Annotated in this window: 30 protein-coding genes; 20 read left to right on the top strand and 10 right to left on the bottom strand. The window is 58.4% G+C overall.

Annotated elements, in window-relative coordinates:
- Positions 1 to 99 precede the first annotated feature (99 nt).
- Positions 100 to 1,431, top strand: coding sequence for a trigger factor (tig, locus tag GS605_RS03230; RefSeq protein ID WP_171631608.1), 1,332 nt, complete (start codon positions 100 to 102; stop codon positions 1,429 to 1,431).
- A 101-nt stretch (positions 1,432 to 1,532) separates the two neighbouring features.
- Here tig and GS605_RS03235 read toward each other — a convergent pair whose 3' ends face one another.
- From GS605_RS03235 to rpsF, 6 genes are all read right to left on the bottom strand, one after another.
- Positions 1,533 to 2,387: an acyl-homoserine-lactone synthase gene (locus GS605_RS03235; protein WP_171631612.1), complete on the bottom strand. Its 855-nt coding sequence runs from the start codon at positions 2,385 to 2,387 to the stop codon at positions 1,533 to 1,535.
- A 107-nt stretch (positions 2,388 to 2,494) separates the two neighbouring features.
- Positions 2,495 to 3,196, bottom strand: coding sequence for an autoinducer binding domain-containing protein (locus GS605_RS03240; RefSeq protein WP_171631615.1), 702 nt, complete (start codon positions 3,194 to 3,196; stop codon positions 2,495 to 2,497).
- 236 nt (positions 3,197 to 3,432) lie between these two features.
- Positions 3,433 to 3,918 carry a lytic transglycosylase domain-containing protein gene (locus tag GS605_RS03245; protein ID WP_171723044.1) on the bottom strand — a complete coding sequence of 162 codons (486 nt, stop codon included), beginning with the start codon at positions 3,916 to 3,918 and terminating at the stop codon, positions 3,433 to 3,435.
- A gap of 156 nt (positions 3,919 to 4,074) precedes the next feature.
- The gene (gene rplI, locus GS605_RS03250; protein WP_171631623.1) at positions 4,075 to 4,695 is read right to left on the bottom strand and encodes a 50S ribosomal protein L9; all 621 of its coding nucleotides are present in this window, start codon (positions 4,693 to 4,695) and stop codon (positions 4,075 to 4,077) included.
- A 12-nt stretch (positions 4,696 to 4,707) separates the two neighbouring features.
- Positions 4,708 to 4,935, bottom strand: coding sequence for a 30S ribosomal protein S18 (rpsR, locus tag GS605_RS03255; protein ID WP_005608650.1), 228 nt, complete (start codon positions 4,933 to 4,935; stop codon positions 4,708 to 4,710).
- 28 nt (positions 4,936 to 4,963) lie between these two features.
- On the bottom strand, positions 4,964 to 5,317 hold the full coding sequence (gene rpsF / locus GS605_RS03260; protein ID WP_152458335.1) for a 30S ribosomal protein S6: 354 nt from the start codon (positions 5,315 to 5,317) through the stop codon (positions 4,964 to 4,966).
- 283 nt (positions 5,318 to 5,600) lie between these two features.
- Between rpsF and GS605_RS03265 the strand changes: the two genes are divergently transcribed.
- Both GS605_RS03265 and GS605_RS03270 read left to right on the top strand, forming a co-directional pair.
- A complete protein-coding gene (locus GS605_RS03265; RefSeq protein ID WP_171167615.1) occupies positions 5,601 to 6,119 on the top strand; it encodes a hypothetical protein in 519 nt (172 codons plus the stop codon).
- A gap of 125 nt (positions 6,120 to 6,244) precedes the next feature.
- A complete protein-coding gene (locus tag GS605_RS03270; RefSeq protein WP_171631627.1) occupies positions 6,245 to 6,817 on the top strand; it encodes a YceI family protein in 573 nt (190 codons plus the stop codon).
- Between the two features lie 60 nt (positions 6,818 to 6,877).
- Here GS605_RS03270 and GS605_RS03275 read toward each other — a convergent pair whose 3' ends face one another.
- Complete coding sequence (locus GS605_RS03275; protein WP_171723045.1) at positions 6,878 to 8,104, bottom strand: cytochrome b/b6 domain-containing protein; 1,227 nt, start codon at positions 8,102 to 8,104, stop codon at positions 6,878 to 6,880.
- Between the two features lie 174 nt (positions 8,105 to 8,278).
- On the opposite strand from GS605_RS03275, the gene fabD reads away from it, so the two are divergent.
- The 7 genes from fabD (at position 8,279) to mltG (ending at position 14,588) form a co-directional block, all read left to right on the top strand.
- Entirely contained in the window at positions 8,279 to 9,217 is a 939-nt protein-coding gene (gene fabD, locus GS605_RS03280; protein ID WP_171723046.1) for an ACP S-malonyltransferase, read from the top strand.
- Between the two features lie 42 nt (positions 9,218 to 9,259).
- Complete coding sequence (gene fabG / locus GS605_RS03285) at positions 9,260 to 9,997, top strand: 3-oxoacyl-[acyl-carrier-protein] reductase (protein ID WP_171631637.1); 738 nt, start codon at positions 9,260 to 9,262, stop codon at positions 9,995 to 9,997.
- A gap of 206 nt (positions 9,998 to 10,203) precedes the next feature.
- Positions 10,204 to 10,437 carry an acyl carrier protein gene (locus GS605_RS03290; RefSeq protein WP_008756330.1) on the top strand — a complete coding sequence of 78 codons (234 nt, stop codon included), beginning with the start codon at positions 10,204 to 10,206 and terminating at the stop codon, positions 10,435 to 10,437.
- 138 nt (positions 10,438 to 10,575) lie between these two features.
- On the top strand, positions 10,576 to 11,115 hold the full coding sequence (locus tag GS605_RS03295) for a GNAT family N-acetyltransferase (protein WP_171631641.1): 540 nt from the start codon (positions 10,576 to 10,578) through the stop codon (positions 11,113 to 11,115).
- Between the two features lie 123 nt (positions 11,116 to 11,238).
- Positions 11,239 to 11,982 (top strand): HisA/HisF-related TIM barrel protein, encoded by a 744-nt coding sequence (locus GS605_RS03300; protein ID WP_171631644.1) that lies wholly within the window; start codon positions 11,239 to 11,241, stop codon positions 11,980 to 11,982.
- 182 nt (positions 11,983 to 12,164) lie between these two features.
- Entirely contained in the window at positions 12,165 to 13,430 is a 1,266-nt protein-coding gene (gene fabF, locus GS605_RS03305; RefSeq protein WP_171631648.1) for a beta-ketoacyl-ACP synthase II, read from the top strand.
- On the top strand, positions 13,431 to 14,588 hold the full coding sequence (mltG, locus tag GS605_RS03310) for an endolytic transglycosylase MltG (protein WP_171723047.1): 1,158 nt from the start codon (positions 13,431 to 13,433) through the stop codon (positions 14,586 to 14,588).
- 81 nt (positions 14,589 to 14,669) lie between these two features.
- Here the strand turns inward: mltG and GS605_RS03315 are convergent, their stop codons facing one another.
- Together GS605_RS03315 and GS605_RS03320 are read right to left on the bottom strand one after the other, a co-directional pair.
- Positions 14,670 to 15,935, bottom strand: a complete 1,266-nt coding sequence (locus tag GS605_RS03315) for a DEAD/DEAH box helicase (protein ID WP_171723048.1) — start codon at positions 15,933 to 15,935, stop codon at positions 14,670 to 14,672.
- 327 nt (positions 15,936 to 16,262) lie between these two features.
- Positions 16,263 to 16,799 carry a winged helix-turn-helix transcriptional regulator gene (locus tag GS605_RS03320; protein WP_171723049.1) on the bottom strand — a complete coding sequence of 179 codons (537 nt, stop codon included), beginning with the start codon at positions 16,797 to 16,799 and terminating at the stop codon, positions 16,263 to 16,265.
- 39 nt (positions 16,800 to 16,838) lie between these two features.
- On the opposite strand from GS605_RS03320, the gene GS605_RS03325 reads away from it, so the two are divergent.
- The 3 genes from GS605_RS03325 (at position 16,839) to GS605_RS03335 (ending at position 19,040) form a co-directional block, all read left to right on the top strand.
- The gene (locus GS605_RS03325) at positions 16,839 to 17,216 is read left to right on the top strand and encodes a VOC family protein (RefSeq protein WP_171204959.1); all 378 of its coding nucleotides are present in this window, start codon (positions 16,839 to 16,841) and stop codon (positions 17,214 to 17,216) included.
- 200 nt (positions 17,217 to 17,416) lie between these two features.
- The gene (locus tag GS605_RS03330) at positions 17,417 to 17,761 is read left to right on the top strand and encodes a hypothetical protein (RefSeq protein WP_171723050.1); all 345 of its coding nucleotides are present in this window, start codon (positions 17,417 to 17,419) and stop codon (positions 17,759 to 17,761) included.
- A gap of 52 nt (positions 17,762 to 17,813) precedes the next feature.
- Positions 17,814 to 19,040, top strand: a complete 1,227-nt coding sequence (locus GS605_RS03335; RefSeq protein WP_171723051.1) for a DNA-packaging protein — start codon at positions 17,814 to 17,816, stop codon at positions 19,038 to 19,040.
- 25 nt (positions 19,041 to 19,065) lie between these two features.
- Here the strand turns inward: GS605_RS03335 and GS605_RS03340 are convergent, their stop codons facing one another.
- The gene (locus GS605_RS03340) at positions 19,066 to 19,554 is read right to left on the bottom strand and encodes a hypothetical protein (protein ID WP_171723052.1); all 489 of its coding nucleotides are present in this window, start codon (positions 19,552 to 19,554) and stop codon (positions 19,066 to 19,068) included.
- A 521-nt stretch (positions 19,555 to 20,075) separates the two neighbouring features.
- Here GS605_RS03340 and GS605_RS03345 point away from each other — a divergent pair.
- From GS605_RS03345 to GS605_RS03375, 7 genes are all read left to right on the top strand, one after another.
- Positions 20,076 to 21,236 carry a phage portal protein gene (locus tag GS605_RS03345; protein ID WP_171723053.1) on the top strand — a complete coding sequence of 387 codons (1,161 nt, stop codon included), beginning with the start codon at positions 20,076 to 20,078 and terminating at the stop codon, positions 21,234 to 21,236.
- Positions 21,229 to 21,447: a hypothetical protein gene (locus GS605_RS03350; protein ID WP_171723054.1), complete on the top strand. Its 219-nt coding sequence runs from the start codon at positions 21,229 to 21,231 to the stop codon at positions 21,445 to 21,447. The genes GS605_RS03345 and GS605_RS03350 overlap by 8 nt, the downstream gene beginning before the upstream one ends.
- Positions 21,448 to 21,473: 26 nt before the next feature.
- Entirely contained in the window at positions 21,474 to 22,019 is a 546-nt protein-coding gene (locus GS605_RS03355; RefSeq protein WP_253283233.1) for an HK97 family phage prohead protease, read from the top strand.
- A gap of 34 nt (positions 22,020 to 22,053) precedes the next feature.
- Positions 22,054 to 23,232 (top strand): phage major capsid protein, encoded by a 1,179-nt coding sequence (locus GS605_RS03360; protein ID WP_171723056.1) that lies wholly within the window; start codon positions 22,054 to 22,056, stop codon positions 23,230 to 23,232.
- Between the two features lie 170 nt (positions 23,233 to 23,402).
- The gene (locus tag GS605_RS03365; RefSeq protein ID WP_171723057.1) at positions 23,403 to 24,002 is read left to right on the top strand and encodes a head-tail connector protein; all 600 of its coding nucleotides are present in this window, start codon (positions 23,403 to 23,405) and stop codon (positions 24,000 to 24,002) included.
- On the top strand, positions 23,999 to 24,337 hold the full coding sequence (locus GS605_RS03370) for a phage head closure protein (RefSeq protein ID WP_171723058.1): 339 nt from the start codon (positions 23,999 to 24,001) through the stop codon (positions 24,335 to 24,337). The genes GS605_RS03365 and GS605_RS03370 overlap by 4 nt, the downstream gene beginning before the upstream one ends.
- Positions 24,334 to 24,747: a DUF3168 domain-containing protein gene (locus tag GS605_RS03375; protein ID WP_171723059.1), complete on the top strand. Its 414-nt coding sequence runs from the start codon at positions 24,334 to 24,336 to the stop codon at positions 24,745 to 24,747. Before GS605_RS03370 ends, GS605_RS03375 begins: the two co-directional genes overlap by 4 nt.
- Positions 24,748 to 24,752 lie beyond the last annotated feature (5 nt).

A 24,752-nucleotide genomic window follows, 5' to 3' on the forward strand; every position in this document is an offset into this window, starting at 1 on the left:
CCTTTGCCCCTTGCACGTGGGCGGCTGGGCAAATAGAAGGCTTCAAATTTGCCCGGCGCGCCCTTTTTGCGCGCCCCGAATCCTATGGGGACTACCATAATGCAGGTTACCGAGACGCTGAACGAAGGTCTGAAACGTGGCTACAACATCGTTGTGTCAGCAGCCGAGCTGGACGAGAAGGTCAATGAAAAGCTGACCGAGGCGCAGCCGGAAATCGAAATGAAAGGTTTCCGCAAAGGCAAGGTGCCAATGGCGCTGCTGAAAAAGCAGTTTGGCCAGCGCCTGTTGGGCGAGGCGATGCAGGAAACTATCGACGGCGCCATGAACAAGCATTTCGAAGACAGCGGTGATCGCCCCGCGCTTCAGCCCGAGGTCAAGATGACCAATGAGGACTGGAAAGAAGGCGATGACGTGGAAGTCGCCATGTCCTACGAGGCGCTACCAGCGATCCCGGAAGTTGACCTGAAATCGGTCGAGTTGGAAAAGCTGATCGTCAAGGCCGATGACGCCGCCGTCGAAGAGGCGCTAAACAATCTGGCGGAAACCGCTCAGGACTTCAAAGCGCGCCGCAAGGGGTCAAAAGCCAAGGACGGCGACCAGATCGTGTTCGATTTCGTTGGCAAGGTTGACGGCGAAGAATTTGAAGGTGGTTCGGCAGAGGATTACCCGCTGGTTCTGGGCTCGAACAGCTTCATCCCCGGCTTCGAAGATCAACTGATTGGCGTGAAAGCCGAAGAAGTAAAGGACGTCAACGTTACGTTCCCTGAAGAGTACGGCGCTGAGCATCTGGCCGGAAAAGACGCCGTGTTCACCTGCACAATCAAGGAAGTCAAAGAACCGGTTGCTGCGGAAGTGAACGACGAACTGGCCAAAAAATTCGGCGCCGAAGATCTTGAAGCCCTGAAAAGCCAGATCGCAGAGCGCCTGGAAGCTGAATATGCAGGTGCATCTCGCGCCGTGATCAAGCGCGCTTTGCTGGATGCGCTGGACGAGAAGGTGTCGTTCGATCTGCCGCCGTCGCTGGTTGAAGCCGAGGCCAAGCAGATTGCGCATCAACTGTGGCACGAAGAAAACCCAGAAGTCGAAGGCCACGATCATGACCCGATCGAGCCCACGGACGAGCACACCAAGCTGGCCGAGCGCCGCGTGCGCCTGGGCCTGTTGCTGGCTGAACTGGGCCAGAAGGCCGAGGTTGAAGTCACCGACGCTGAGATGACACAGGCAATCATGAACCAGGCACGTCAGTACCCGGGGCAGGAACGTCAGTTCTTTGAGTTCGTTCAGCAGAACGCACAGATGCAACAACAGCTGCGTGCGCCGATCTTTGAAGACAAGGTTGTGGACTACGTTTTGGAGCTGGCTCAGGTCACTGACAAGGAAGTCAGCAAAGACGACCTTAAGAAAGCCGTTGAGGCACTGGAAGAGGAGTAATCCTCTTCCTTCCCTTCATCGGAAGAAGGGACAAAAAAACGGAGCCGCCTGCAATCAGACGGCTCCGCATGGGTGGCTTTTGTATCTATGAGGTGAGGGGGTCAGGCCTCATGAGCAAAAGCACGGGGGGTTTCCAAAAGAGCGGTTTTTTGTTCTGGCGTGAAGGTATCCGTAAGCGCTTCGATCAGCTTGAGGACATCTTTCCGTTCAGCTTCGGTTTTTGCCGCGCTCATCTGTTCCACAAAGTACTTCTCTAGATCGGTGAGTGGTTTGTGATCCTGATTCGCAGGATTCTTGGCTGCGGCTTTCTTCGCGGCAAACAGGGCCAGCGCTTCTTCGTCGTCCATGAAGACGTCATTGTGAATGTCCGCAAATTCACGCAGACCGGCGATACGTTCTTCGGTGCAGTCCAACAAAGCAGCCAATGCGTGAACCTTGCCCATTGGAACCGTCTTGCCGACATAGTCATAAGGCGCGCAATTCGAACGCTTCAGCACCCGATCCATGACCGGATCGATCACGGTGATGATGTCCTGAATACCTGCGTTTTTCGCATATTCCAAAGAACCGATCATCAACTCGCAAGTCGCGTAGGAGACTGAGTTCTTTTCCTTGCCACGCGTGAGGCGTTGGGTGTCTACGCAGAAACGGGTGGATTCCCACATGGTTGCGCTGCGAAGAGGTGCTTCGCCGCAAAGGATCGCCGAGAAGACATCCGACAACATGTGTGGTCCGGTGGTCTGGAGGGCACGCACGGCTGCGACGACATTCCCCTCATCGTCGAGTCCGATTACATATGCCGGGTCCAGTTGATCGAACTCGTCGATTTCTTTTCCGTCTTGAATGTTGACGTCCCATCCCAGGCGCCCACCAAAAACACGTGCTCTCAGCTCGAACATTTCGTCAAGAACTTCGCTGAACATATGTCTGTTCAGGCCATCTACCACGATGATCATTTCTTCCCCCTTCGAGTGGTTGTTCGGTAAATTAGAAGTTACCGGGCCCGGGGAGATTTTCTATTGGGGGTTTCCCGTATTTTGGCGAAATTTGGCGATTTTTTTGTTTAACTTGGGGTAATAAGCCCAATTGCAATCGCGCGGCCAACGGCCTGAGGGGTGGTCAGCGCACTAAGCTTTTCTCGGCTGGAACGCAAGTGCACTTCTACGGTTCGGTGCGAAATTGACAAAATATCGCCGATATCCTGTTGCGATTTCCCCGCCGCGACCCACTGCAAAATCTCTGTCTCACGTCTGGAGAGCGTTGGGTGATACAGCGCGCTGGTCAATTCGTCTGATGAAACCACGTTGTCATGGATGTGCACTGCCATCGACTGCAAGTCACTGATGACATGCGTGTATAGCTTGCGCCATTCCTCTTTGCTGCAATTGCGCGTTGCGCTCAGCAGGCCGATATCTCCGTAGGGACCGCGCACGGGAATTGTAACGCCTTGGTTTGGCAATCCAAAATCATGGGCATCCCGGAATACACGTTGGAAGTCGGGGCTGCGCTCAAGTCGGCTCCAATCCACGGGCGCGATGCTGCGGCGGGCCATATGGATGGTCGGATCAATCATGATCAGACCCTGGTTCTGGTAGTGCTTGTTCCAGGCGTCGTCATAGGTAACAAAGCCGGCAACCGTGCCGGCAGCAGGGTTCATGCCAGCATAAGCAGCATGATCCATATCATGCTTCTCACAGATTTGCCTTAGAAATTCGGTGTATCGAACTTCTGAATCCGGCAGAGTGCTCAGATCGACAATTTCCATGTGGTGCCTACCAGCTGCGGCCCATCTTACAGCCCGATGGTGTCGTCGAGCATGCATATAACACAGAGTGGAACCCGTTTACCTCACCGAGCCAGAACACCATAATTTCCTAAACATGACAAGGCGAGGCACTAATTGTCTGCGCAATTCCAAATAATGAGACACTCAATAGAACATTTTTGTCACTATTCGGCAAAAAGTGCTAATTTCACGCGGCTTTCTGACGCTAATCACCGTCAGTTGGCGGGTTTTAGCCCAGTTTCCACCAGCAATCCGCGCGCTTTGGCTTCGGGGTAAAAGCCCTTGGCATAAAGAAATATCGCCCGATCCTGGTTGCCATCAGACAGAAGCCAGGCACCGCGAAGGTATTTCCCTGCAAATTCAAGGTTGGTGTCCGCGTCCAACAAGCCTTTGGCGTTTCCGGTGTACCCCATGGAACGCGCGGTGGCCGGAAGGATTTGCAGCAGTCCATAATAGGGTCGGTTGACCGCCCAGGGGCGATGCGTGCTTTCACGAATGGCAAGCTTGTGAACAAGCTCTCGCGGAAGCTCGTAATGGTCCGCCCATTTGTTGATCGACGCGCGAAGTTCCGGCGTTTCGTTTGGATAGAGCATAGGGTTGAACTGTGATGTTTCGGCCTTGGAGACTTCTCCTGCACCGCAGGCAACCAACGGGGCTGTCAGTAAGAGTGCCAAGAGATTGCGACGGGTGAACGGGGGCATGAGTTTCTCCGGGGTTTCGAGTGGTAATGATATGGCCTGAGTATTTGGCTGCAAGATTATGGATGGAGTTGGGCTGAAATTTGCTGGTTTGTCTCGTAGACAAGAAAAAAGGCCGCGCTGAAGCACGGCCTTTGTTGTGTTCGAAACCTTGCCGGTTCACGCTTTGGCTTCGTCTTCCTCGGCAGGAGCGGCTTCCGGAGCCAGCTCTTCGTCCTCGGATGCGGCCGAGCCGATGTCGTCGAACAGTTCGGCGATCTCGAATTCAGCGGCTGCTTCTTCTTCGGCGGCCAGTTCTTGGATCGATTTGCCCGAGGCCTGAAGCTCGGCTTCTTCTTCCGAACGCGCCACGTTCATCTTGATTTCAACTTCGACTTCGGGGTGCAGCTTGACTGCAACCGAGTGCAGGCCCAGTTCCTTGATCGGATTGACCAGAACAACCTGCTTTTTGTCGACAGTGAAACCAGCTTCGGTTGCGGCGTCAGCGGCGTCACGCGGGGTGACCGAGCCGTACAGAGCACCAGCATCCGATGCCGAGCGAATCACGATGAACTGCTGTCCGTCCAGCTTTTCAGCCAGTGCTTCAGCTTCTTTCTTGGTTTCCAGGTTGCGGGCCTCAAGCTGCGCTTTCTGGGCTTCGAACGACGCGATGTTGGCATCGGACGCGCTCAGGGCTTTGCCCTGGGGCAGCAGGAAGTTGCGGGCGTAGCCGGGCTTGACGTCAACGACGTCGCCCATCTGACCCAGTTTCGCAACGCGTTCCAGAAGGATAACTTGCATGTCAGTCTCTCCTTACTTCACGGCGTAGGGCAGCAGGGCGAGGAAGCGGGCGCGCTTGATAGCACGGGCCAGTTCACGCTGCTTTTTCGCCGAAACGGCGGTGATGCGCGAAGGTACGATCTTGCCACGCTCAGAGATGTAGCGCTGCAGCAGACGGGTGTCTTTGTAGTCGATTTTCGGCGCGTTCTCACCCGAGAACGGGCAGACCTTGCGGCGGCGGAAAAATGGTTTTGCGGCCATGGTTTAGTGTCCTTTCCTCAGGCGGTGATCAACGACGCTCGCGGCGGTCGCCACGTTCGTCACGCTTCTGCATCTGAACCGACGGGCCGTCTTCGTGACCGTCAACCTTGATGGTCAGAACGCGCATGACGTCATCATGCAGGCGCATCAGGCGTTCCATTTCCTGCACCGCGCCCGAGGGGGCATCGGTTTTCAGAAAGGCATAGTGGCCCTTGCGGTTCTTGTTGATCTTGTAGGCCATCGTCTTGACGCCCCAGTACTCGCTATCAACCAGCTTGCCGCCGTTGTCAGCCAGAACGGTGCCGAAATGTTCGACGAGGCTTTCCGCCTGCGCGTTGGACAGATCCTGACGCGCGATCATTACATGCTCATACAGTGGCATGTGCACTCCTGTTTATGTCAAGGCGCATTTCATAGGCGGGGCCATCCGGTCCTTCGCGACCCTGCCACGAGAGGCTGCGCGATTCATCTGATTGCGAAGGATGGCCCCGTATACACGTTTGAACCGCAGGAGCAAGCCCCGCCACATATGCCTTTGAGACGCCGCCCAATTTCCTTTGGGCCGCCCAAATGCTGACGCTTTTCGGCTCAAAGTTGTTTTGCATACCGGACGTTACCCGGACCAAACAGAAAATCGACAGTAACCTGATAAAAGGTGAAGTGTTATGACCGCGACCAATACAAACACATACCGGGAAGAGGCGGCAGGCTCGCGCTTTGAGCATTCGGTGCCGGTAATGATTGCCTTCGCGCCAAACTGGAAGGCCCGTTTGATCCTGGCGCGGTTGGTCGGAGCGTTCCTGATCTTTTCGGCGTTTTCGATGTGGCTGATGCCGGGTTCGATCGTGGGCGCAGATGTCTGGCCGATCAAGATGGTGGCATCCATGCTGTTTCTGATCGTCGGTGTCAGTTTGCTGACGATCGAAGTGCTTGATCAGCGCCCGGATGCCTATTTCGATCCGATCCGCCGCGAAGTCCGTGTTCTGCAAAAGAACGAAGACGGACGCCCTCAGACGGTGCTGCGCCGCAGCTATGAATCGCTGGGTGGTGCACGTTTTGAGGAAAACGAAGTCCACTTGTTTGATGTGGATGGGAGCCTTTTGATGAAGCTGCCCCTTGAATCGGCGGATGTCAGCCGAGCGTTGAAAGGGCAACTGAGCAAGAGCGTAACAATTTTCGGCTGAACTTTATTCTGTTCAAAAAGGAACAGATGTTGTGACTCGAAAAAGGTTGTGTGCCGCCGACAGGCGGCACATTTTGTTTGTGAGCAACCCAGACGGTTTGCATTCACAAAAACGCGGAGATTGTTATGAAATCCACCCTTCTTGCTGCTGCACTGGCCGTATCGGCGACCACGGCATTCGCCAGCGCCGAGAAATACGTGCTGGACCCGAGCCACAGCCAGGTTGTCTTCAGCTATGACCACCTGGGCTTTTCAACCACAACCGGCATGTTCTCGGGCTTTGAGGGCGAGATCATGTTCGATCAGGAAAATCCCGCCGCCTCCAGCGTGAGCGTGTCGATGCCGGTATTGGAGATGCTCACCGGTTGGAAGCCACGTGAAGATCACTTCATGACCGAGGATTTCTTTGGTGCGACCGAGGGCGATCTGATCACCTTTACCTCGACGGGTATCGAAGTGACCGGTGAAGACACGGCCAAGATCACCGGCGACCTCACCATGAACGGCGTGACCAAATCCGTTGTTCTGGATGCCAAACTGAACAAGGTTGACACCCACCCGATGGCAAACAAGCCATGGGCCGGTTTCAACGCCACCACGACCCTTGTCCGCAGTGAATTTGATCTGGGACAGTTCGCACCGTTTGTAAGTGACGAAGTGCAGGTGCAGATCTCGGTCGAAGCGCAAAAAGCCGAATAAGCGCAAGACAACGAACACGAAAACCGCCGGTGATCCTGTCACCGGCGATATTTTTTGGCATCACTGACTGCGGGACGCGGCGAGTTCCACAGCGACGGTGACGGTGAAGCCGAGCGAATCTTCGGTGGGCTGCGATGCGCCGATGCCGAAATCCAACCTGTTCAGATCAACCGAGCCTGTCATGGTCGCGGTGTCGTCCTCCAGCTCCAGTGAAAACGGGAGTATGATATCGATCGTCTTGTCGCGGATTGTCAGTGGTCCGCGTGCCTCATATCCGCTTTCGGTTTTGAAAAGGTCAGCCGTGAACTGGGCCGTCGGAAACTGGGCGTTGTTGAAGAAATCCGCACCCATGGCCTGTTCGGTTACGGTTCCGAGGCTGAGAGACCCTATTGCGATCGTGACCTCGACGGACCCGGCCGGGCCAGGCTCGGCAGGGTCGTCAAAAGCAATTGCGGCTGTCCAGTCGGAAAACGAGCCGGTGACCGGGCTACCCAATTGGGAAATCGTGATGGACAGGGTGCCGTTCTGAACCTGCCAGTCTGATTGCACCTCGGCCAGTTGGACGTCGGCGTCATCATCGTCGGCCTCACGCGCAAATTCGCCAGAGACCCAGCCGCCGGTGAGGACAAGCGCCCAAACGGCCACCGCGGCGACGGCGGGCACAAGGGAATGATGCTGGTGTGGAGGCTCCGGTGCGTCCGACCCACCCGGCAACATCCTGCGCAACGTGCTGTCTTTGTCTATGACGTGATGCTTCAACGCTCCGGCAACATGCAGGACCAGCGCGCCGACGAGCGTCCACATGAACAGCCAATGCAGAACGCCTGTCACCTCGGCCACAATGGTTGATTTCGCTACAAAAGGCAGATTTTGGCCGAAGGGCCAGAGGATTGGAGCAAACCCTTCGGTTGCGGCGTGGTGCACCCAACCGGTCAGTGGCACAAGCACCAGTGACCCATAAAGAAGCCAGTGGACGGTTTCGGCGGCAAAAGCCTCGGGCTTGTTGTCGGCATTCAGCAGGCCGGGCTTGGTTTGCGTGAAGGCCCACACTATCCGAGCCAAAGCAACGAAGAACACGGTGACGCCTATGGTTTTGTGCAATGAGAACATGCGCGCCGCGCGTGCGATTTCGGCCTCGCTTGGGGCTGTGGAGGCATGCAAGACAGCATGGGCCAGGTTGTCCGCGATCCAGCCGAGCGGCAGGGCCGTGAAGATCAGCAACGCGGTGAGCCAGTGAAACGTCTTTGCGACACTTCCGTAGCTTGAGAAGGAATTGGTCGAGGCCATGGGTGCAACGCTCCGAGATTCTGTGCTGCGCCCAAGTTAAGGTTATCGGAAGTCGGCACAAGTAAGCGCTTGTGCACAGCCAAGGTGCCAGAATGCAGAACACAGGCAGTGCTTGTGCCAGACGTTCAGTCAGTTTACACCCCGCCGCAACCTGACATCATCCATGAGGTTGTAATGACACTCGCGTTCGTTTTTCCGGGGCAGGGCGCCCAGACCATCGGTATGGGCAAAGCACTGGCCGATGCCTATCCGGCGGCGCAGGCCGTCTTCGATGAGGTGGACGAGGCACTGGGAGAGAAGCTGAGCAGATTGATCTGGGAAGGCGACATCGCCGACTTGACGCTGACTCAGAACGCCCAGCCTGCTCTTATGGCGACATCCATGGCGGCAATGCGTGCGCTGGAAGCCGAAGGCGTTTCGGTTGGTCAGGCAGCTTTCGTGGCGGGTCATTCCTTGGGTGAATACTCGGCCCTTGCGGCAGCGGGGGCTCTGTCGGTTGCGGATACCGCGCGCTTGCTGCGCACCCGCGGTCTGGCGATGCAAAGTGCCGTACCGGTGGGCGAGGGCGCAATGGCGGCCATTCTTGGATTGGACCTGGAGGCGGTGCGCGCCGTTGCAGAAGAAGCCGCGCAGGGGCAGGTCTGTCAGGCTGCCAATGACAACGATCCAACCCAGGTCGTTGTGTCCGGTTCCAAGGCTGCCGTGGAGCGTGCCGCCGAGATTGCCAAGGAAAAAGGCGCAAAACGTGCTGTTATGTTGCCTGTAAGTGCTCCATTTCACTGTGCGCTGATGCAGCCTGCGGCAGATGTCATGGCGGAAGCGCTTGCTGCCGTCGAGATAAAGGCGCCTTCCGTGCCTTTGGTGGCCAATGTGCGCGCCGAAGCCGTCAGTGATCCGGATCTGATACGTCAGTTGCTGGTGGAACAGGTAACGGGGTCGGTTCGCTGGCGGGAAAGCGTTCAGTTCATGGCCGCGCAGGGCGTGACTGAAACGTGGGAAATCGGTGCTGGCAAAGCGTTGTCCGGCATGATCCGCAAGATCGATCGTGCCATTGCAGGCAAGGCAGTGGGCGCACCGGAAGATGTTCAAAAGGCCATTCAGGCCGAATCGTAAGCTCAAAAAGCGTCGTGGCCGACGCACCAAGAGGAAAACCGAATGTTTGATTTGACAGGTAAGAATGCGCTGATCACCGGTGCTTCGGGCGGTATCGGAGGCGACATTGCACGTGCGTTGCACGGCGCTGGCGCAGCGGTCGGATTGTCCGGTACACGTGTCGAGCCATTGCAGGCTCTGGCAGACGAACTGGGCGAACGCGCGCATGTGTTGCCTTGCAATCTGAGCGATCCGGAGGCCGTAGAAGCGTTGCCAAAGCAAGCGGCCGAGGCGATGGGATCGGTGGATATCCTGGTGAACAATGCGGGTATCACGCGCGACAACCTGTTCATGCGCATGTCCGATGAGGAATGGCAGAGCGTTATTGACGTGAACATGACCTCGACGATGAAACTGTGCAAAGGTGTGATCCGCGGCATGATGAAGTCACGCTGGGGCCGGATCGTGAATGTCTCGTCCGTGGTGGCCGCAATTGGCAACCCGGGGCAGGCAAACTATGCTGCGTCAAAAGCCGGAATGATAGGGTTTTCCAAGGCTTTGGCTCACGAAGTGGCAACGCGCGGAATTACAGTGAATGCCGTGGCGCCGGGTTTTATCACCACGGCAATGACGGAGAAGTTGACCGAGGAACAGAAAAAGGGTCTGTTACTCAAGGTTCCGGCCAATCGCATGGGCGATCCCGAAGAAATCGCAGCGGCCGTTCTGTATCTTGCCAGCCCCGAAGCGGGTTATGTTACCGGAAGCACCTTGCATGTGAACGGCGGCATGGCCATGTTGTGATCGCCACAGGGGCAGCGCGAAAGCGTTTGCCTCTTGCGTCGACTATGCTATAGGCGGCGCATCTATGCGGGGCCGGTTGTTCAGGTCGGCCTTCGACTTCCCGGTTCGCCGGGACCCAAACCGCCCGAAACGGGCAAATCAAAGCCAACCCGTGCGGGCAAGGGCAGAATCGGGCAGACCGCCCTGTAAAGGAATGAGGAATAGACATGAGCGACGTCGCAGATCGCGTTAAGAAGATCGTTGTTGAGCACCTGGGTGTTGAAGAAGATAAAGTCGCGGAAAACGCGTCCTTCATCGATGATCTGGGCGCAGACAGCCTGGACACCGTTGAACTGGTCATGGCCTTCGAAGAAGAGTTCGGCATCGAAATCCCCGATGACGCAGCCGAGACCATCCAGACCTTCGGCGACGCCGTAAAGTTCATCAGCGAAGCGTCCTAAGCGTTTCCCTCTGATCAAATGCGGCGCTTCCGGGCAACGGAGGCGCCGTTTTTTTATGCCTGTTCAAAATTCAGGCTTGCGCGGTCATTTTTGGATGCGCACTGTTTCCATTGAGGCAAAATTCCAAGTGGACAGGGCATGATAAGATCCACTCCCATGATAAATACCGCGCGTTTGACGCTGTGTGCCATGCGCCCGGAGGACTTTGACCGGTTCGCCGAGATCTGGAGAGATCCGTGCGTCGTTCAGCATATTGGCGGCTCACCCCGATCGCGCGGAGAAGCATGGGATTCCTTTTTGCGCAATGCCGGGCATTGGCACATGGCCGGGTTTGGACAATGGGGTGTGCTGCAACAATCGGATCGAAAGCTGATCGGACAGGCCGGTTTCTTTTACGGAAACCGCCGGATGGGCGAGGATTTCGACGGGTTTCCCGAGGCGGGTTGGGTTCTGGCGCCCGAAGCGCAGGGGCAGGGCCTGGGGTATGAGGCGGCCAAGGCAGCGCATGACTGGTTTGACCGGGTGATTCCCGGGCCTTTGGTTGCGATGGTGAATGCGTCCAATGCCTCGTCACAGAAGCTTGCCAAAAAGCTGGGCTATGTATTGATGCGGGAAGGGGTGTATAATGAAACCCCGGTGCATTTGCTTCGGCGCAACGGGCCACCTGCGCTCGCGTAAATCCGCCACTTCGACACTATGCCGCAAAATGGCCAAACTGTGCCGATCCCGGTGATATTGGGAGGGCGTTCCAGGTGTATGCTGCCGGGGATTTTCAGAGCGATTGAGCGGAGGACCGAGCTCATGAGGATATACCCCACTATGGAGTTGCAGAACGGCCGGTGTGTCACGTTGGACAAAGGTCGTTTGGACAACGCTATGATTTGGCACGTAAACCCGGTTGAAACGGCGCGAAGCTGGGCCGAAGCGGGTGCCGAATGGATGCACCTGACTGATTTCGATGCGATAGAGGGCAAAGATACCAACGTCGAATTGATTGAAGAGATTATCCGCGCGGCCGAAATCCCGGTTCAGTTGGCAGGTGGTATGCGGACCCGCGAACAGGTCGAGCGCTGGATCGACAAGGGCGTCGGTCGCGTCGTGATAGGGACGCTGGCAGCGCGCGAGCCGAAGCTGGTCAAGGAATTGGCCACGCTCTACCCGGATCAAATCGTGCTGTCGGTCGATGTCTGGCAAGGTTTTGTAATGACGGATGGCTGGCGCAGCCAAAGCGTATTCACGCCCGAAGCGTTTATCGACGCGTTCGAGGGGGCGCCGTTTGCTGCTATCGTGGTGACCGATATCGACAGCGATATGGAGGACGTCGAAGCTCAACTTGGTTTGATCTCGGGGATCGCCAGTCAGTCGCGCACCCCGGTGATAGCAAGCGGGGTTGTACGTACCGCGGATGACATCTCGCGGCTGGCGTATATTCCCAATATCTCGGGTGCGATCGTGGGGCGTGCATTGTTTCGCAAGACACTTGACCTGACGGATGCTCTGGAAATGGCAAAATCGGCGCATGAGCCGGTGGCACAGTTCCAATAAATACGCTTCGCCCTTTCAACCGGAATCGTGAAAGGGCGGCGCCGATTTCCGTAACCCAAAGCGGTACTGCTTCGGTTACCCGGCGGTGGGAAGCCCGCATGAAATCGCCGTTGCTCTTGCCCCCGGACCCCGGGCCGGGGTAAGAGCGGTTCTCATAACAGGAAGCAGGCAAGAGGCACTTCATGCGCAGAGTCGTTGTAACCGGTCTTGGATTGGTCACTCCTTTGGCCAGCGGGGTCGAGGAAACCTGGTCGCGGCTGCTGGACGGAGAGTCCGGCGCTGGTCCCATCACGCATTTTGATGCGGAAGGCAGTGGTGTCACCACGACCTACGCCTGTGAGGTGCCCCGCGGGGACGGAACCAACGGGACCTTCAACCCCGATGACTGGATGCCGCCGAAAGAGCAGCGCAAGATCGAGGACTTTATCCTGTATTCCATCGCAGCCGCTGAAATGGCGTGCAAGGATGCGAACTGGTTGCCGGAAGATGAAGAGGACCGCCTGCGAACAGGTGTTCTGATCGGTTCTGGCATCGGGGGGTTGGGTTCGATCGCGAATACCGCCAATCTGATCCGCGACAAAGGCCCGCGCCGGGTTTCACCGTTCTTTATTCCGGGTGCTCTGATCAACCTGGCATCAGGTCAGGTGTCGATCCGGCATGGCTTCAAGGGGCCGAACCATTCGGTCGTGACGGCGTGTTCCACCGGTGCCCATGCAATCGGTGACGCCAGCCGTATTATTCGGGCAGGGGACGCAGACGTCATGGTCGCTGGTGGCGGCGAAGGCTGCATCTGCGAGATCGGCATCGCCGGGTTCAACGCATGCAAGGCGTTGTCGACCAAATATGCGGATAATCCAAAGGCGGCCAGCCGACCCTATGACGTTGACCGCGACGGATTCGTCATGGGCGAAGGTGCGGGCATCGTCATCCTGGAAGAGTATGAACACGCGAAGGCCCGCGGTGCGAAGATTTACGCCGAGGTGCTGGGCTATGGCATGTCGGGCGACGCATATCACATCACGGCACCGTCCGAGGACGGTGACGGGGCAGAACGTTCGATGAAAGCCGCGTTGCGCAGCGCGGGGCTGGAGCCGAAGGACCTGGACTACATCAACGCCCATGGCACCTCGACCATGGCGGATACGATCGAACTGGGTGCGGTCGAACGTCTGCTGGGAGACCACGCCGCGAACGCCACCATGACGTCGACCAAATCGGCAACCGGTCACCTTTTGGGTGCAGCGGGGGCGATCGAGGCAATCTTCTCGATTCTGGCGATCCGCGATCAGGTCGCACCTCCGACGATCAACCTGGACAACCCCGCGGTGGAGACACCGATTGATCTGGCCCCGAACGCCAAGCGTGAGCGCGAGATCAACGTGGCCCTGTCGAACTCGTTCGGGTTTGGCGGCACCAATGCCAGCGTGATCTTCGGAAAGGTCAACTAAATGTGGCGGGCCATTGCTTCGAACGCGCTGACCATTCTGGTGGTCGGCTTGTTTCTGATGGGAGGACTGATCCTTTGGGGTCAGACCCAGTACAAGGCCGAAGGCCCGCTTGAAACCGCAATCTGTCTTCAGGTCAGAAGCGGATCGAACATGACACGTGTCAGTCAGGAACTGGAAGAGCAGGGCGCGATCCGCAGTGCCACGATCTTTCGGATGGCCGCCGATTACACGGATCGGGCGCAGCAGTTGAAAGCCGGCAGCTTTCTGGTGCGGGAAGGCGCGTCGATGGAGCAGATCATCGACGAAATTACCAGCAGCGGTGCCAGCACCTGTGGATCCGAGATTGAGTATCGTATCGGTGTGACGCGTGCTCAGACCCGTGTGCGCGAGTTGAACCCTGCGACCCTGGATTTCGTCGAAATCGCGTCGTTTGATCCGTCGGAAGAAGAGGTGCCTGAGGCCTATACCGAGAAACGCAACGAGGCGGACACCCGTTACCGCGTGTCGCTGGCCGAAGGTGTGACCTCGTGGCAGGTGGTCCAGGCGTTGAAGGCGTTCGACGCATTGACAGGTGAGGTGACCGAGATCCCGGCCGAAGGGATGCTGGCGCCTGACAGTTACGATGTTGTGGCGGGCCAGGACCGTAACGACATTTTGCAGGCGATGCAGGACAAGCAACAATTGCGGATCAACGCCGTTTGGGAAAGCCGTCAGGACGGGTTACCGCTGCAAAGTCCCGAAGAAATGCTGATCCTTGCGTCGATCATCGAAAAGGAAACCGGAGTTCCGGAAGAGCGCGGGCAAGTGGCCAGTGTTTTTGTGAACCGGCTGAAACAGGGGATGCGGTTGCAGACGGACCCGACCGTCATCTATGGCGTCACCAAAGGGCAAGGCACGTTGGGGCGCGGGCTGCGCCGCAGCGAGCTGAACCGACCAACGCCGTGGAACACCTATCAGATAGACGGTTTGCCGCCGACGCCGATTGCCAATCCGGGCTTGGCCAGCCTTGAAGCTGCTGTTGCGCCGGATGACACGGATTTCGTGTTCTTCGTTGCCGATGGCACGGGTGGCCATGCATTTGCCGAAACTTTGCAGGAGCACAATCGCAATGTCGCCAAATGGCGCGAGATTGAGGCAGAGCAGAATTCGGGAAATTGATCTGAACGAAAAATGGTTTCGTTCATCGTGTTGCGCCAACGCCGGTCATTGAACCGGCGTTGGCTTTTTTGTGTTCCGATCTTAGGCCGCCGGACGTTTGCTGCGTGGACGACGCCGTTTGTTTGCTGCGGGTTTTCCTTCCCCGTTGGCGGGCTTGGGTTTGAACCCCCGGCGACGGTTGTTCGGGCGGCGCGCCGGTTTTTCAGGTTGCACGGCTTCGGGCATCGCGCCACTGGCAACTGGAATCTCGATCTTCATCAGCTTTTGAATCTGGCGCAGCAGATCAACTTCTTCCGGTGAACAGAAGGCGATGGCTTCGCCCTCGCGCCCTGCGCGGGCGGTGCGCCCGATACGGTGGACGTAGTTGTCAGGCACCTCGGGCAAGTCGAAGTTGATCACGTAGGCGACGCCCGGGATGTCGATGCCCCGGGCGGCAACGTCGGTGGCGACCAGTATGTTGATTTCGCCCGCGCGAAACGCCTTGATGGCACGATCGCGCTGACCCTGGCTTTTGTTGCCGTGGATGGATGCGGCGTTGTAGCCATCGGCCACAAGCCCTTTCATCAGCCGTTCCGCGCCATGTTTGGTGCGGGTAAAGACCAGTGTCAGAGCGTCCACATCTTTTGACAGGATTTCACGCAGCTTGGCTGGTTTCCCGGGCCTGGAAACGAAGTGCAGAGACTGCGTAATCTTGTCGGCGGCTTTGCCCGGAGGCGAGACCTGCACCCGCTGCGGGTTGGTCAGGTAAGCACGGCTGAGCTCTTCCATCTGCTTCGGCATGGTGGCCGAAAACAACATGGTTTGGCGTGGGGTGCCCAGTGCCGGAGCGATTTTTCGCAGTGCATGGATAAAGCCCAGGTCAAGCATCTGGTCTGCTTCGTCCAGCACCAGATGGCGTACCGCTCCGAGGTTTACCGCGCCCCGCTCCATCAGATCTATCAGGCGGCCCGGTGTGGCGACCAGAATATCGGTGCCACGGGAGAGGAACATTATCTGCTTGTTGATCGATTGGCCGCCGACGACGGTGGCCACACGCAGCTTGGTGCCTTTCGTCAAGGTGCGGAGGCTGTCGGCGATTTGATTCACAAGTTCCCGGGTGGGCGCCAGGATCAGCGCTTTAGCGGTTTTCGGGTCGGGCTTGCCGGGTTGGGCCAGAAGGTGATCGATCAGAGGCAGGCCAAAAGCCAAGGTCTTTCCGGTGCCGGTTTGCGCCAGTCCCAGAATGTCGTGACCATTCAGAGCAAGCGGAATCGCCTGGTTCTGGATCGGGGTGGGTTGAGTGAAATTGGCACGTTTGAGTGCCTCGTTCAGTGCCGGGGCAAGGCCCAGCATATCAAAGTCGAACAAATAACTATCCTTTTGCAGCCCGGAGCGTTTGCCCGCGGACAGGTCATGAAGGGTCGCGCGTTGGCGACCGGCAGGGGTTGTGCGAGACCTCGGGACGAGCAGGCGTATCCTGCGCCATCCGGCCGTCGCGTCAAGAACCCTGCGTGATGGGGAACTGGAATGATGAGTCGGCGCTGTGGGGCGGACGAGGTCCGCTTGGGCTCACGCATCAGCGCTGTGATGTGGGGCACATGAGGGTTCCGCCATGGAATGTCAAGCGCTGGCAAGCTTTCTGGTGGTCTTCTGAGTCGAATAAGGCACTGTTCGCGGCACCAGACTGCCATTGAATTACAGTGTTAAACCAACGGCCCTGTTGATCGCCATTCCAGTATTCACGGCCTGATAGGTTGGAAATGGCATCCTCTCGGCGGTATGAATGTCGCGTCGGATCCAGTTTTGTGCTTCCAACTGGTGAAGGGATGAGGACAACGCCCGATCTGTGATGACCGAAAGACCTGATTTGATGGCCGAGAAACGATGAGGGGTGCTTGCCAACGCCAGAACTGGCACAGTCCAGGATTTTCGCAGAAGTCTGATTTCATCCTCAGAGCGGGCGGTGGTAATTATCTTGCTGGCGATCGTGGCAGCCTCGGTCCCGCATGGCGTTAGTCGAAATTCTGGACGTAGAGGGTGCCCATGGCCGGGATTTCTTTCGATCATTCCAAGTTCAATAAGATGAGCAAGGCTGGCTGCAAAGGCGGTTCGGCTTGCGTCGGTCGCTGCCAGAAGCGGGGCTTGTCGGCCCGGAACTTTGGCGTGCAGCAGCGCAAGAATTTTCAGGGACCAAGCCCGCGACGTCAGCTTGACAAGTGTATCTATGTCCATAAAGTATAGTAAATATATTTTTCAAAAAGGAAAAGCCTTATGTCGCTCGTTTCATTGAAGAACACCATCACACTTGCGATGTCCGTTCGGGATCGACATGCCAGTGCGGAATGGTACGCCGCCAAGCTGGGATTCGAGCTTATCCACCACATTGATGAAGCAGGATGGAGCGAATTGCGAACCAATGTCGACCGAGTCACTTTGGGACTGGGCGAACAGGCCGAAGCCTCTCCGGGGAATTGCGTGCCTGTCTTCGAAGTCGCGGATATCGCGGAGGCGCGTGGAAAGTTGGAACTTGCAGGCGTGGAATTTGACGGTGAAACGGACACGATTGAGGGGATGGTCAGCACGGCAACGTTTTATGATCCGGATAGGAATGCGCTGATGCTGGCGCAGGATTTGACAGGCCAGAGCTGAGAGTAAGAGGTAAAGAAAAACTCAAAACAGCGACCGCTGCGTGTTGCCTCGGCGTTGCGTAACGCATTGACTTTGCGGACTTAATCCTTTATATCTTGTGATATGCTAGAAGAAGTGGGCAGCGGCCCCGGGGCGACCCGGTGGCCGTTTTTTTGCTTCTCTCGTGCGGAGAAAACTCACGCATGAGGTCACAGGCAAACATGACTTTGATTACCCCGGAAGAGCGGATTTCCCAGACGGCTGAATTGTTGCAGTCGCTTGAGAGGTCCATTCGCGATCTGCGGCAAGCGGCGGAAGAACTGCGCAATCAGATCGGAGCCGGGGAGGATGCAGATCTTGCTGGTTCAGCCAAGCAACTCGGGCAGTTAGAGGGGCTGATCCGAAGTTGTCAGAAAGTGGAGACAAGCTTTGTCGAACAACATCACAGACAAGCCGGAATTGCCCAAGGAGGGTACGCGCTCGATCTTGACCGAGCTCGGTTTGAAGTCGGGTGCAGGCTGGCTCGCCTCCGCGCCTGTTACGGTGCAGAACAGATTTCTGAGTGAGATCGGGGAGGGAGGGCTGTGTGCCCTCCCTTTCCTGTTCGAATTCTGGGCGATGCCGCATCAGTTGCCACCCGAGGGTGACTGGCGGTCCTGGGTGATCATGGGCGGGCGCGGTGCGGGCAAGACGCGCGCCGGGGCCGAGTGGGTACGGTCGATGGTCGAGGGGTCTTTGCCATTGGATAAGGGCCAGGCCTGTCGGGTGGCTTTGGTTGGTGAGACCTTCGATCAGGTACGCGATGTGATGATCTTTGGCGACAGCGGGATATTGCAATGTTCGCCCCCGGATCGGCGACCCACGTGGAAGGCATCTGAGCGCAAGCTGATCTGGCCCAACGGGGCCGAGGCTCAGGCGTTTTCGGCACATGATCCCGAAGGGCTGCGCGGGCCGCAGTTCGATGCGGCCTGGGTGGATGAGCTGGCCAAGTGGAAGAAAGCGGGCGATACCTGGGACATGCTGCAATTTGCGCTGCGTTTGGGCGAGAGGCCCCGGGTCTGCGTGACCACGACGCCGCGCAATGTGAAGGTGCTGAAGGATCTGCTGGCGTCGCCCTCCACGGTGCAGACCCATGCACCGACCGAGGCGAACAGAGCCAATCTGGCGGCGTCGTTTCTGGAGGAAGTGCGCGCGCGCTATGCCGGCACGCGGCTGGGGCGGCAGGAGCTGGACGGGGTGTTGCTGTCGGATGCGGACGGCGCGCTGTGGACGGGTTCGATGCTTGAGGCGGCGCGCTGCGCACAAGTGCCCGAATTGGATCGCATCGTGGTGGCGCTGGACCCGGCGGTGACGTCCGGGTCAGGCGCGGATGCCTGCGGGATCGTGGTGGTTGGCGCGCAAGTGCAAGGCCCGCCCGAGGCGTGGCGCGCCTATGTGCTGGCTGACCGGACGGTGCAGGGCGTTGGCCCGGCAGGCTGGGCGAAGGCGGCGATTGACGCGATGGACGAATTCGGGGCCGAACGGCTGGTGGCCGAGGTCAATCAGGGTGGGCAGTTGGTGGAAGAGGTCGTGCGGCAGGTGGACCCTCTGGTCCCGTTCCGGCCGGTGCGTGCGTCACGTGGCAAGGTCGCGCGGGCAGAGCCTGTGGCGGCCCTGTATGAGCAGGGACGGGTGTCGCATGTTGCCGGGTTGGACGCGCTGGAGGAGCAGATGTGCCAGATGACCGCGAGGGGGTTCGAAGGGCAGGGCTCACCCGACCGGGTCGATGCTCTGGTCTGGGCGTTGCATGAGTTGGTTGTGGGGCCTGCGGGGGTGTATCGGCGGCCTCGGGTGCGGAGTCTGTGAAGGCCTTGTTCTCTTGTGGCTATGATCACCCGGTAAAAGTGCAATATTCTTCTTGATATTTGCGCAGCAGGGTCAGTAGACGACGAGGCCGTTCGTCATCTTGCAATTCAGCCATGCCAAACGGGTAGTACTTTATTGGTGCATTAGGAATGGGGATGTGAGGGTTACCACGCGGAGTAGGCGTGTAGGGATCTGTAAACAAGAAAATCATGTCTGCGAATTTGACGCAACTCTCTAGTTCTACGAACCTCCAAAGTGCGCTGTCAGTGTTATGGGGGTCAGGAACCTGAGTCCGAGCCAAATCAAACGTCAGGCCGTATATGCGCGTCCCTTGCTTTCTGGTTTCTTCGATTTCAACAGTTGCGTCGCAACCTGCCACCTTGATTTGCTGTTTGACACGTATTTCTGGAAACCAGTGGTTGCCAACCTTGTTTCCTCCTGAAACCTGTCGGGTCTCGGACACCTTTTGAATCTCATGAGCGAGAGATAATCGCGCGTCTTTGGCAAGCGCCATGTTGCAATCTAAGGGCAACAGAGAAAATAGGATTGAGACCATTCTGACGTAATTTACTGTCAACGACGCAGATCCTTACATACGTTGGCGGAAGCGCGGGATAATTCGAGTATGGTCCTCGATTGACACCAACACGCCAAGTTGTAAAGGGTTTGGGGCCTGCAATCTTAAGGTGTTGAAAATGTCCTACAAAAAAACTTATTTCTTACTTGTTGCTTTGGCGCTTCTTGGGTGTTTTGGCACGCTTTGGTACTTTGATCAGCCCGGCTTCAGCGGGAAGCACAGAATGGGAACTTTGCTGGTTACAGCATTGATAATCGCAGGTCTTACAAGGCACTATTTTGTAGGTATGCGAGACGACGACTAGCCTTGGCGGATATGCCTTTAGTGTTCTGCGCATTTCTTTGACAGATATCCACCCGTTGCCCACCCCCCGTACGCCCCATTTCCAAGCCTTAAACTTCTTTCCGTCATAACTCCTTTCAACAAGCCGGGCAGAGCGGCGGCAGAAAGGAGCACAGATGGTATTCGATTTCTTGCGTCGTGGATCGGCTGAAGCGGCGCCCGAGGCAAAAGCAAGCGCGGCTGGGCCGGTGGTGGCGTGGCAGACGGTCGGGCGCGTGGCCTGGAGCCCCAGGGACGCGGTGTCGCTGACGCGGACGGGGTTTTTGGGGAACCCAGTGGGGTTTCGATCCGTCAAGCTGATTGCCGAGGCGGCAGCGGCGCTGCCTTTGGTGCTGCAGGATCAGGCGCAGCGCTTTGATGCGCATCCGATCCTGTCCCTGATGCGCCGTCCGAATGCGGCGCAGGGGCAAGCGGAGTTGATGGAGGCCTTGTTCGGGCAGTTGCTGTTGTCGGGCAATGCCTATGTCGAGGCGGTTCAGGCTGAAGAAGGGCTGCCGGTTGAGCTGCATGTGCTGCGATCCGACAGGATGAGCGTGGTGCCGGGGTCGGATGGATGGCCCAAGGCGTATGACTATGCGGTTGGCGGCAAGAAGCATCGGTTTGCGGCGGAAGCCATCAGCCATATCAAATCGTTTCACCCTCAGGATGACCACTACGGGTTCTCGCCGATGCAGGCGGCGGCGATGGCGATTGATGTGCATAACAGCGCGTCGCGATGGTCGAAATCGCTGCTGGACAACGCGGCGCGGCCTTCGGGGGCTTTGGTCTGGAAAGGCGATGGCCACGGGGTGATGGCCGAAGATCAGTTCCGGCGTCTGTCAGACGAGATCGAGGCGAACTATCGCGGGGCGCGCAATGCAGGCCGTCCGATGGTTCTGGAAGGCGGGCTGGATTGGAAGCCGATGGGGTTCTCTCCGTCCGATATGGAGTTTCAAAAGACCAAGGAAGCCGCCGCCCGCGAGATCGCGCTGGCCTTCGGTGTCCCGCCAATGCTGCTGGGGATCCAGGGTGACGCGACCTATTCGAACTATCAGGAGGCCAACCGGGCGTTCTATCGCCTGACCGTTCTGCCCCTGGTGACGCGGGTGGCGGCGGCGGTGTCGGACTGGCTGGCGGGCTTTACCGGCGAGGAACTGGTGTTGAAGCCTGACCTGGATCAGGTGCCCGCGCTGTCGGCAGAACGCGACGCGCAATGGGCGCGGGTCAACGGGGCCGATTTTCTGACGGATGCGGAAAAGCGCGCGTTGCTGGGGCTGCCGGAGCGTGCAGATGGGTGAGGGGTATCCCTCGTTCGAGTGCGCGCCAGGTCTGCGTCTGGCCGCGCATGAGCGGGTGGCCGAGATCCAGCATGCACATCTGTGTCGGCGTCTGGATCAGATCGAAGAGATGATGGAGCGGCTGGACCGCCGGCTGTGGCTGACGGTCTATGGCGTGGCGGCGGTGATCCTGGCACAGGCGTTTCAATCCCTCTTGGTGGTCGCGCCATAAGTTCAATGGGTTACATGGAGAAGTTCATGGATTTAGAGCATAAATTCGCACGGTTCGGCGACGGTTTTTCGGTTACGGATGACGCGGCAATCGAGGGCTATGCCAGCCTGTTTGGGCAGGTCGATCAGGGCAGTGACGTGGTGCAGCGTGGCGCCTATCGCGGCTCGCTTGACAGGCTGGCCAGAGCGGGTCAGCGCGTCAAGATGCTGTGGCAGCATGATCCGGCCCAGCCCATCGGCGTGTGGGACGAAGTGCGCGAGGACGACAAGGGCCTGTGGGTCAAGGGGCGTTTGCTGGAGAGCACGCAGAAGGGCCGCGAGGCGGCAGAATTGATCCGGGCAGGTGCGATGGATGGTCTGTCGATCGGCTACCGCACCAAACGGGCCGTGAAGAATGACAAGGGCCAGCGGGTCCTGACCGAACTGGAGCTGTGGGAGGTGTCATTGGTGACCTTCCCGATGCTGCCCAGTGCGCGGGTGGCGGCGAAGGGAAGGACACCTGACGCCGAGGAAGCCCTGCGCTGTATTGCCGACGTATTCAACGATGCCCGGCAGGAGCTGGCGCGGACCTAGCGCGCCTCAAAACCACTCAGAACAGGACATGCTGATGAGCAAGACCGAAACCCCGGCCTTGACCGGAGAGGGTGCGCCCCTGGTTCAGGAGGTGAAGCGGGCGATGGCTGGCTTCGTGAATGAATTCAAGGGCCTGAAAGCCGAAGTTAATACAAAACTGCAACAGACAGAAGAGCGACTGACCATGCTGGATCGTAAATCAACAATCGCGGCACGCCCGCATCTTGCCGCTTCGATCGAAGACGGAACCCCGCATCAGAAGGCATTTGACGCCTATGTGCGGTCCGGCGAAGATGACGGGCTGCGTGGCCTCGAGATGGAGGGCAAGTCCCTGTCAGCAGCGGTCAACAGCGACGGTGGCTATCTGGTTGATCCGCAGACTGCCGAGACGATCAAGTCGGTTTTGAACTCGACCGCCTCGATCCGTTCGATTGCATCGGTCGTGAATGTCGAGGCAAATTCGTTCGACGTGCTGATCGATCACACCGATGTAGGTGCGGGCTGGGCTGACGAAAACTCGGCCACAGCGGAGACCGGAACACCGTCGATCGATCGCATCTCGATCCCGCTGCACGAGCTGAGCGCGCTGCCCAAAGCGTCGCAGCGCCTGCTGGATGACAGCGCCTTCGACGTCGAGGGCTGGCTGGCCGGGCGCATTGCCGACAAGTTTGCACGCGCCGAGGCGGCGGCATTCATCAACGGCGATGGCGTCGACAAGCCCAAGGGGTTGATGATCCACCGAGCGGTGCCGAATGATGGCTGGTCCTGGGGCAGCCTTGGCTATGTAGCGACCGGTATTGATGCGGGTATTGATGCGGATGCGATTGTCGATGTGGTTTATGCGCTGGGCGCGCAGTACCGGGTCAACGGGACCTTCGTGATGAATTCGAAGACCGCAGGTGTGATCCGCAAGCTGAAGGACAGCGATGGCCGCTTCCTGTGGTCCGATGGTTTGGCCGCAGGTGAGCCGGCGCGTCTGATGGGGTATCCGGTTCTGATCGCCGAGGACATGCCGGATGTGGCAACCGACAGTTTCTCGATAGCCTTTGGTGACTTCCAGGCTGGTTACACCATTGCCGAACGTCCTGATCTGCGCGTGCTGCGCGACCCGTTCAGCGCCAAGCCACATGTCCTGTTCTATGCGACCAAGCGCGTCGGCGGCGATGTCAGCGATTTTGCTGCGATCAAGCTGGTGAAATTCGGCACCGCCTAACGCGGGCTGAATCCGGGGGGCCCTGGCCCCTCGGACGGCGGGCGCGGGCCGGAGTGAGATCCTCTGCGTTGTCTAGCTGTTCCCCTCCGTCCGAGCAACGTGGGGCGGCGCGTGCCCGCCATTTTCCAAGGATGGGGCCCTGGAGGGGTCCGAGATTGCGGAGTGAGTGGATGATGTTGATCGAAGAGACCGCCATCGCGGATGCGGCGCTGCCGGTGGAACAATTCAAGGCGCATCTGAGGTTGGGCACGGGCTTTGCCGAGGATGATGTGCAGAATGAAGTGTTGAAGGGGTTCCTGCGGGCCGCCATCGCGGCGATCGAGGCGCGTACTGGCACGGTTCTGATCACACGGGATTTCTCGTGGAGTTTGCACAGGTGGCGCGACCCGTCGGGCGAAGTGCTGCCTGTGGCCCCGGTGGTTTCAGTGCAGGCCGTGACCCTGACTGACAAACAAGGAGTTGAAACAGTTGAGGACGCCGCGACCTATCGGCTGGAGCATGATAGTCAGCGGCCCCGGATCCGCCCATTGGGTTTCAGCCTGCCTGCCATCGAAACGGGTGGTTCCGTAAAGATTTCGTTTGTCGCGGGGATGGCGCAGGATTGGGGCGGGTTACCTGCCGATCTTGGGCAAGCCGTGCTGCTGCTGGCGGCGCATTACTATGAATACCGGGATGAAACCTCATTGGGCGCTGGATGCATGCCCTTTGGAGTCACCAGCCTGATCCAGCGCTATCGCGTGGTGCGTTTCGGGGCGGGGGTATCGCAATGAATACGCCGCATCTGAACCGTAAGTTGGTGCTGGAGGCGCCCATGCGAAGTGCTGATGGGGCGGGAGGCTATACCGAAACATGGGCTGCGATGGGGACACTGTGGGCCGAGGTGACGGCGCGCAGTGGCGCGGAACGGCAGATCGCCGGAGCGTCTGTGTCGCGTGTCGGGTACCGCATCGTGGTACGCGGAGCGCCCATGGGATCTTCGATGCGCCCCGCGCCAGATCAGCGGTTTCGCGAGGGAAATCGCTGTTTCGTAATCCGGGCCGTGGCCGAGCATGACCCGCGCGGCAAGTTCCTGACCTGTTTCGCAGATGAAGAGGTGGCGGCATGAGCTATGGCGTTTCCGCTGCTTTGCAGGCGGCCGTGTATCAACAGCTTTCAGCGGACGCGGCAGTCAGCAGCCAATCGGGGGGCGCGATCTATGATGCCGTACCCGCAGGAACCGTGCCGCAGACCTATGTGACGCTGGGCCCCGAAGAGGTGCGGGACGCGTCGGACCGAACAGGCGCGGGCGCGATACACCGCTTCACCGTTTCGGTGGTGTCCCAGGAGGCAGGGTTCGGTGCTGCCAAAACACTGGCCGGCGCGGTGTGTGACGCGCTGGAAAACGCGCCACTCAACCTGGGTCGCGGGCGTTTGGTGGGGCTGTGGTTCGAGCGGGCCTCGGCCCGGCGCACCGGGACCGGCGGCACCATCCGCCAGATCGACCTGAAGTTCCGCGCCCGCGTGGAAGATGACTAAGCAAT

It is taken from the genome of Ruegeria sp. HKCCD7559 (assembly GCF_013110575.1).
Lineage (GTDB): Bacteria > Pseudomonadota > Alphaproteobacteria > Rhodobacterales > Rhodobacteraceae > Ruegeria.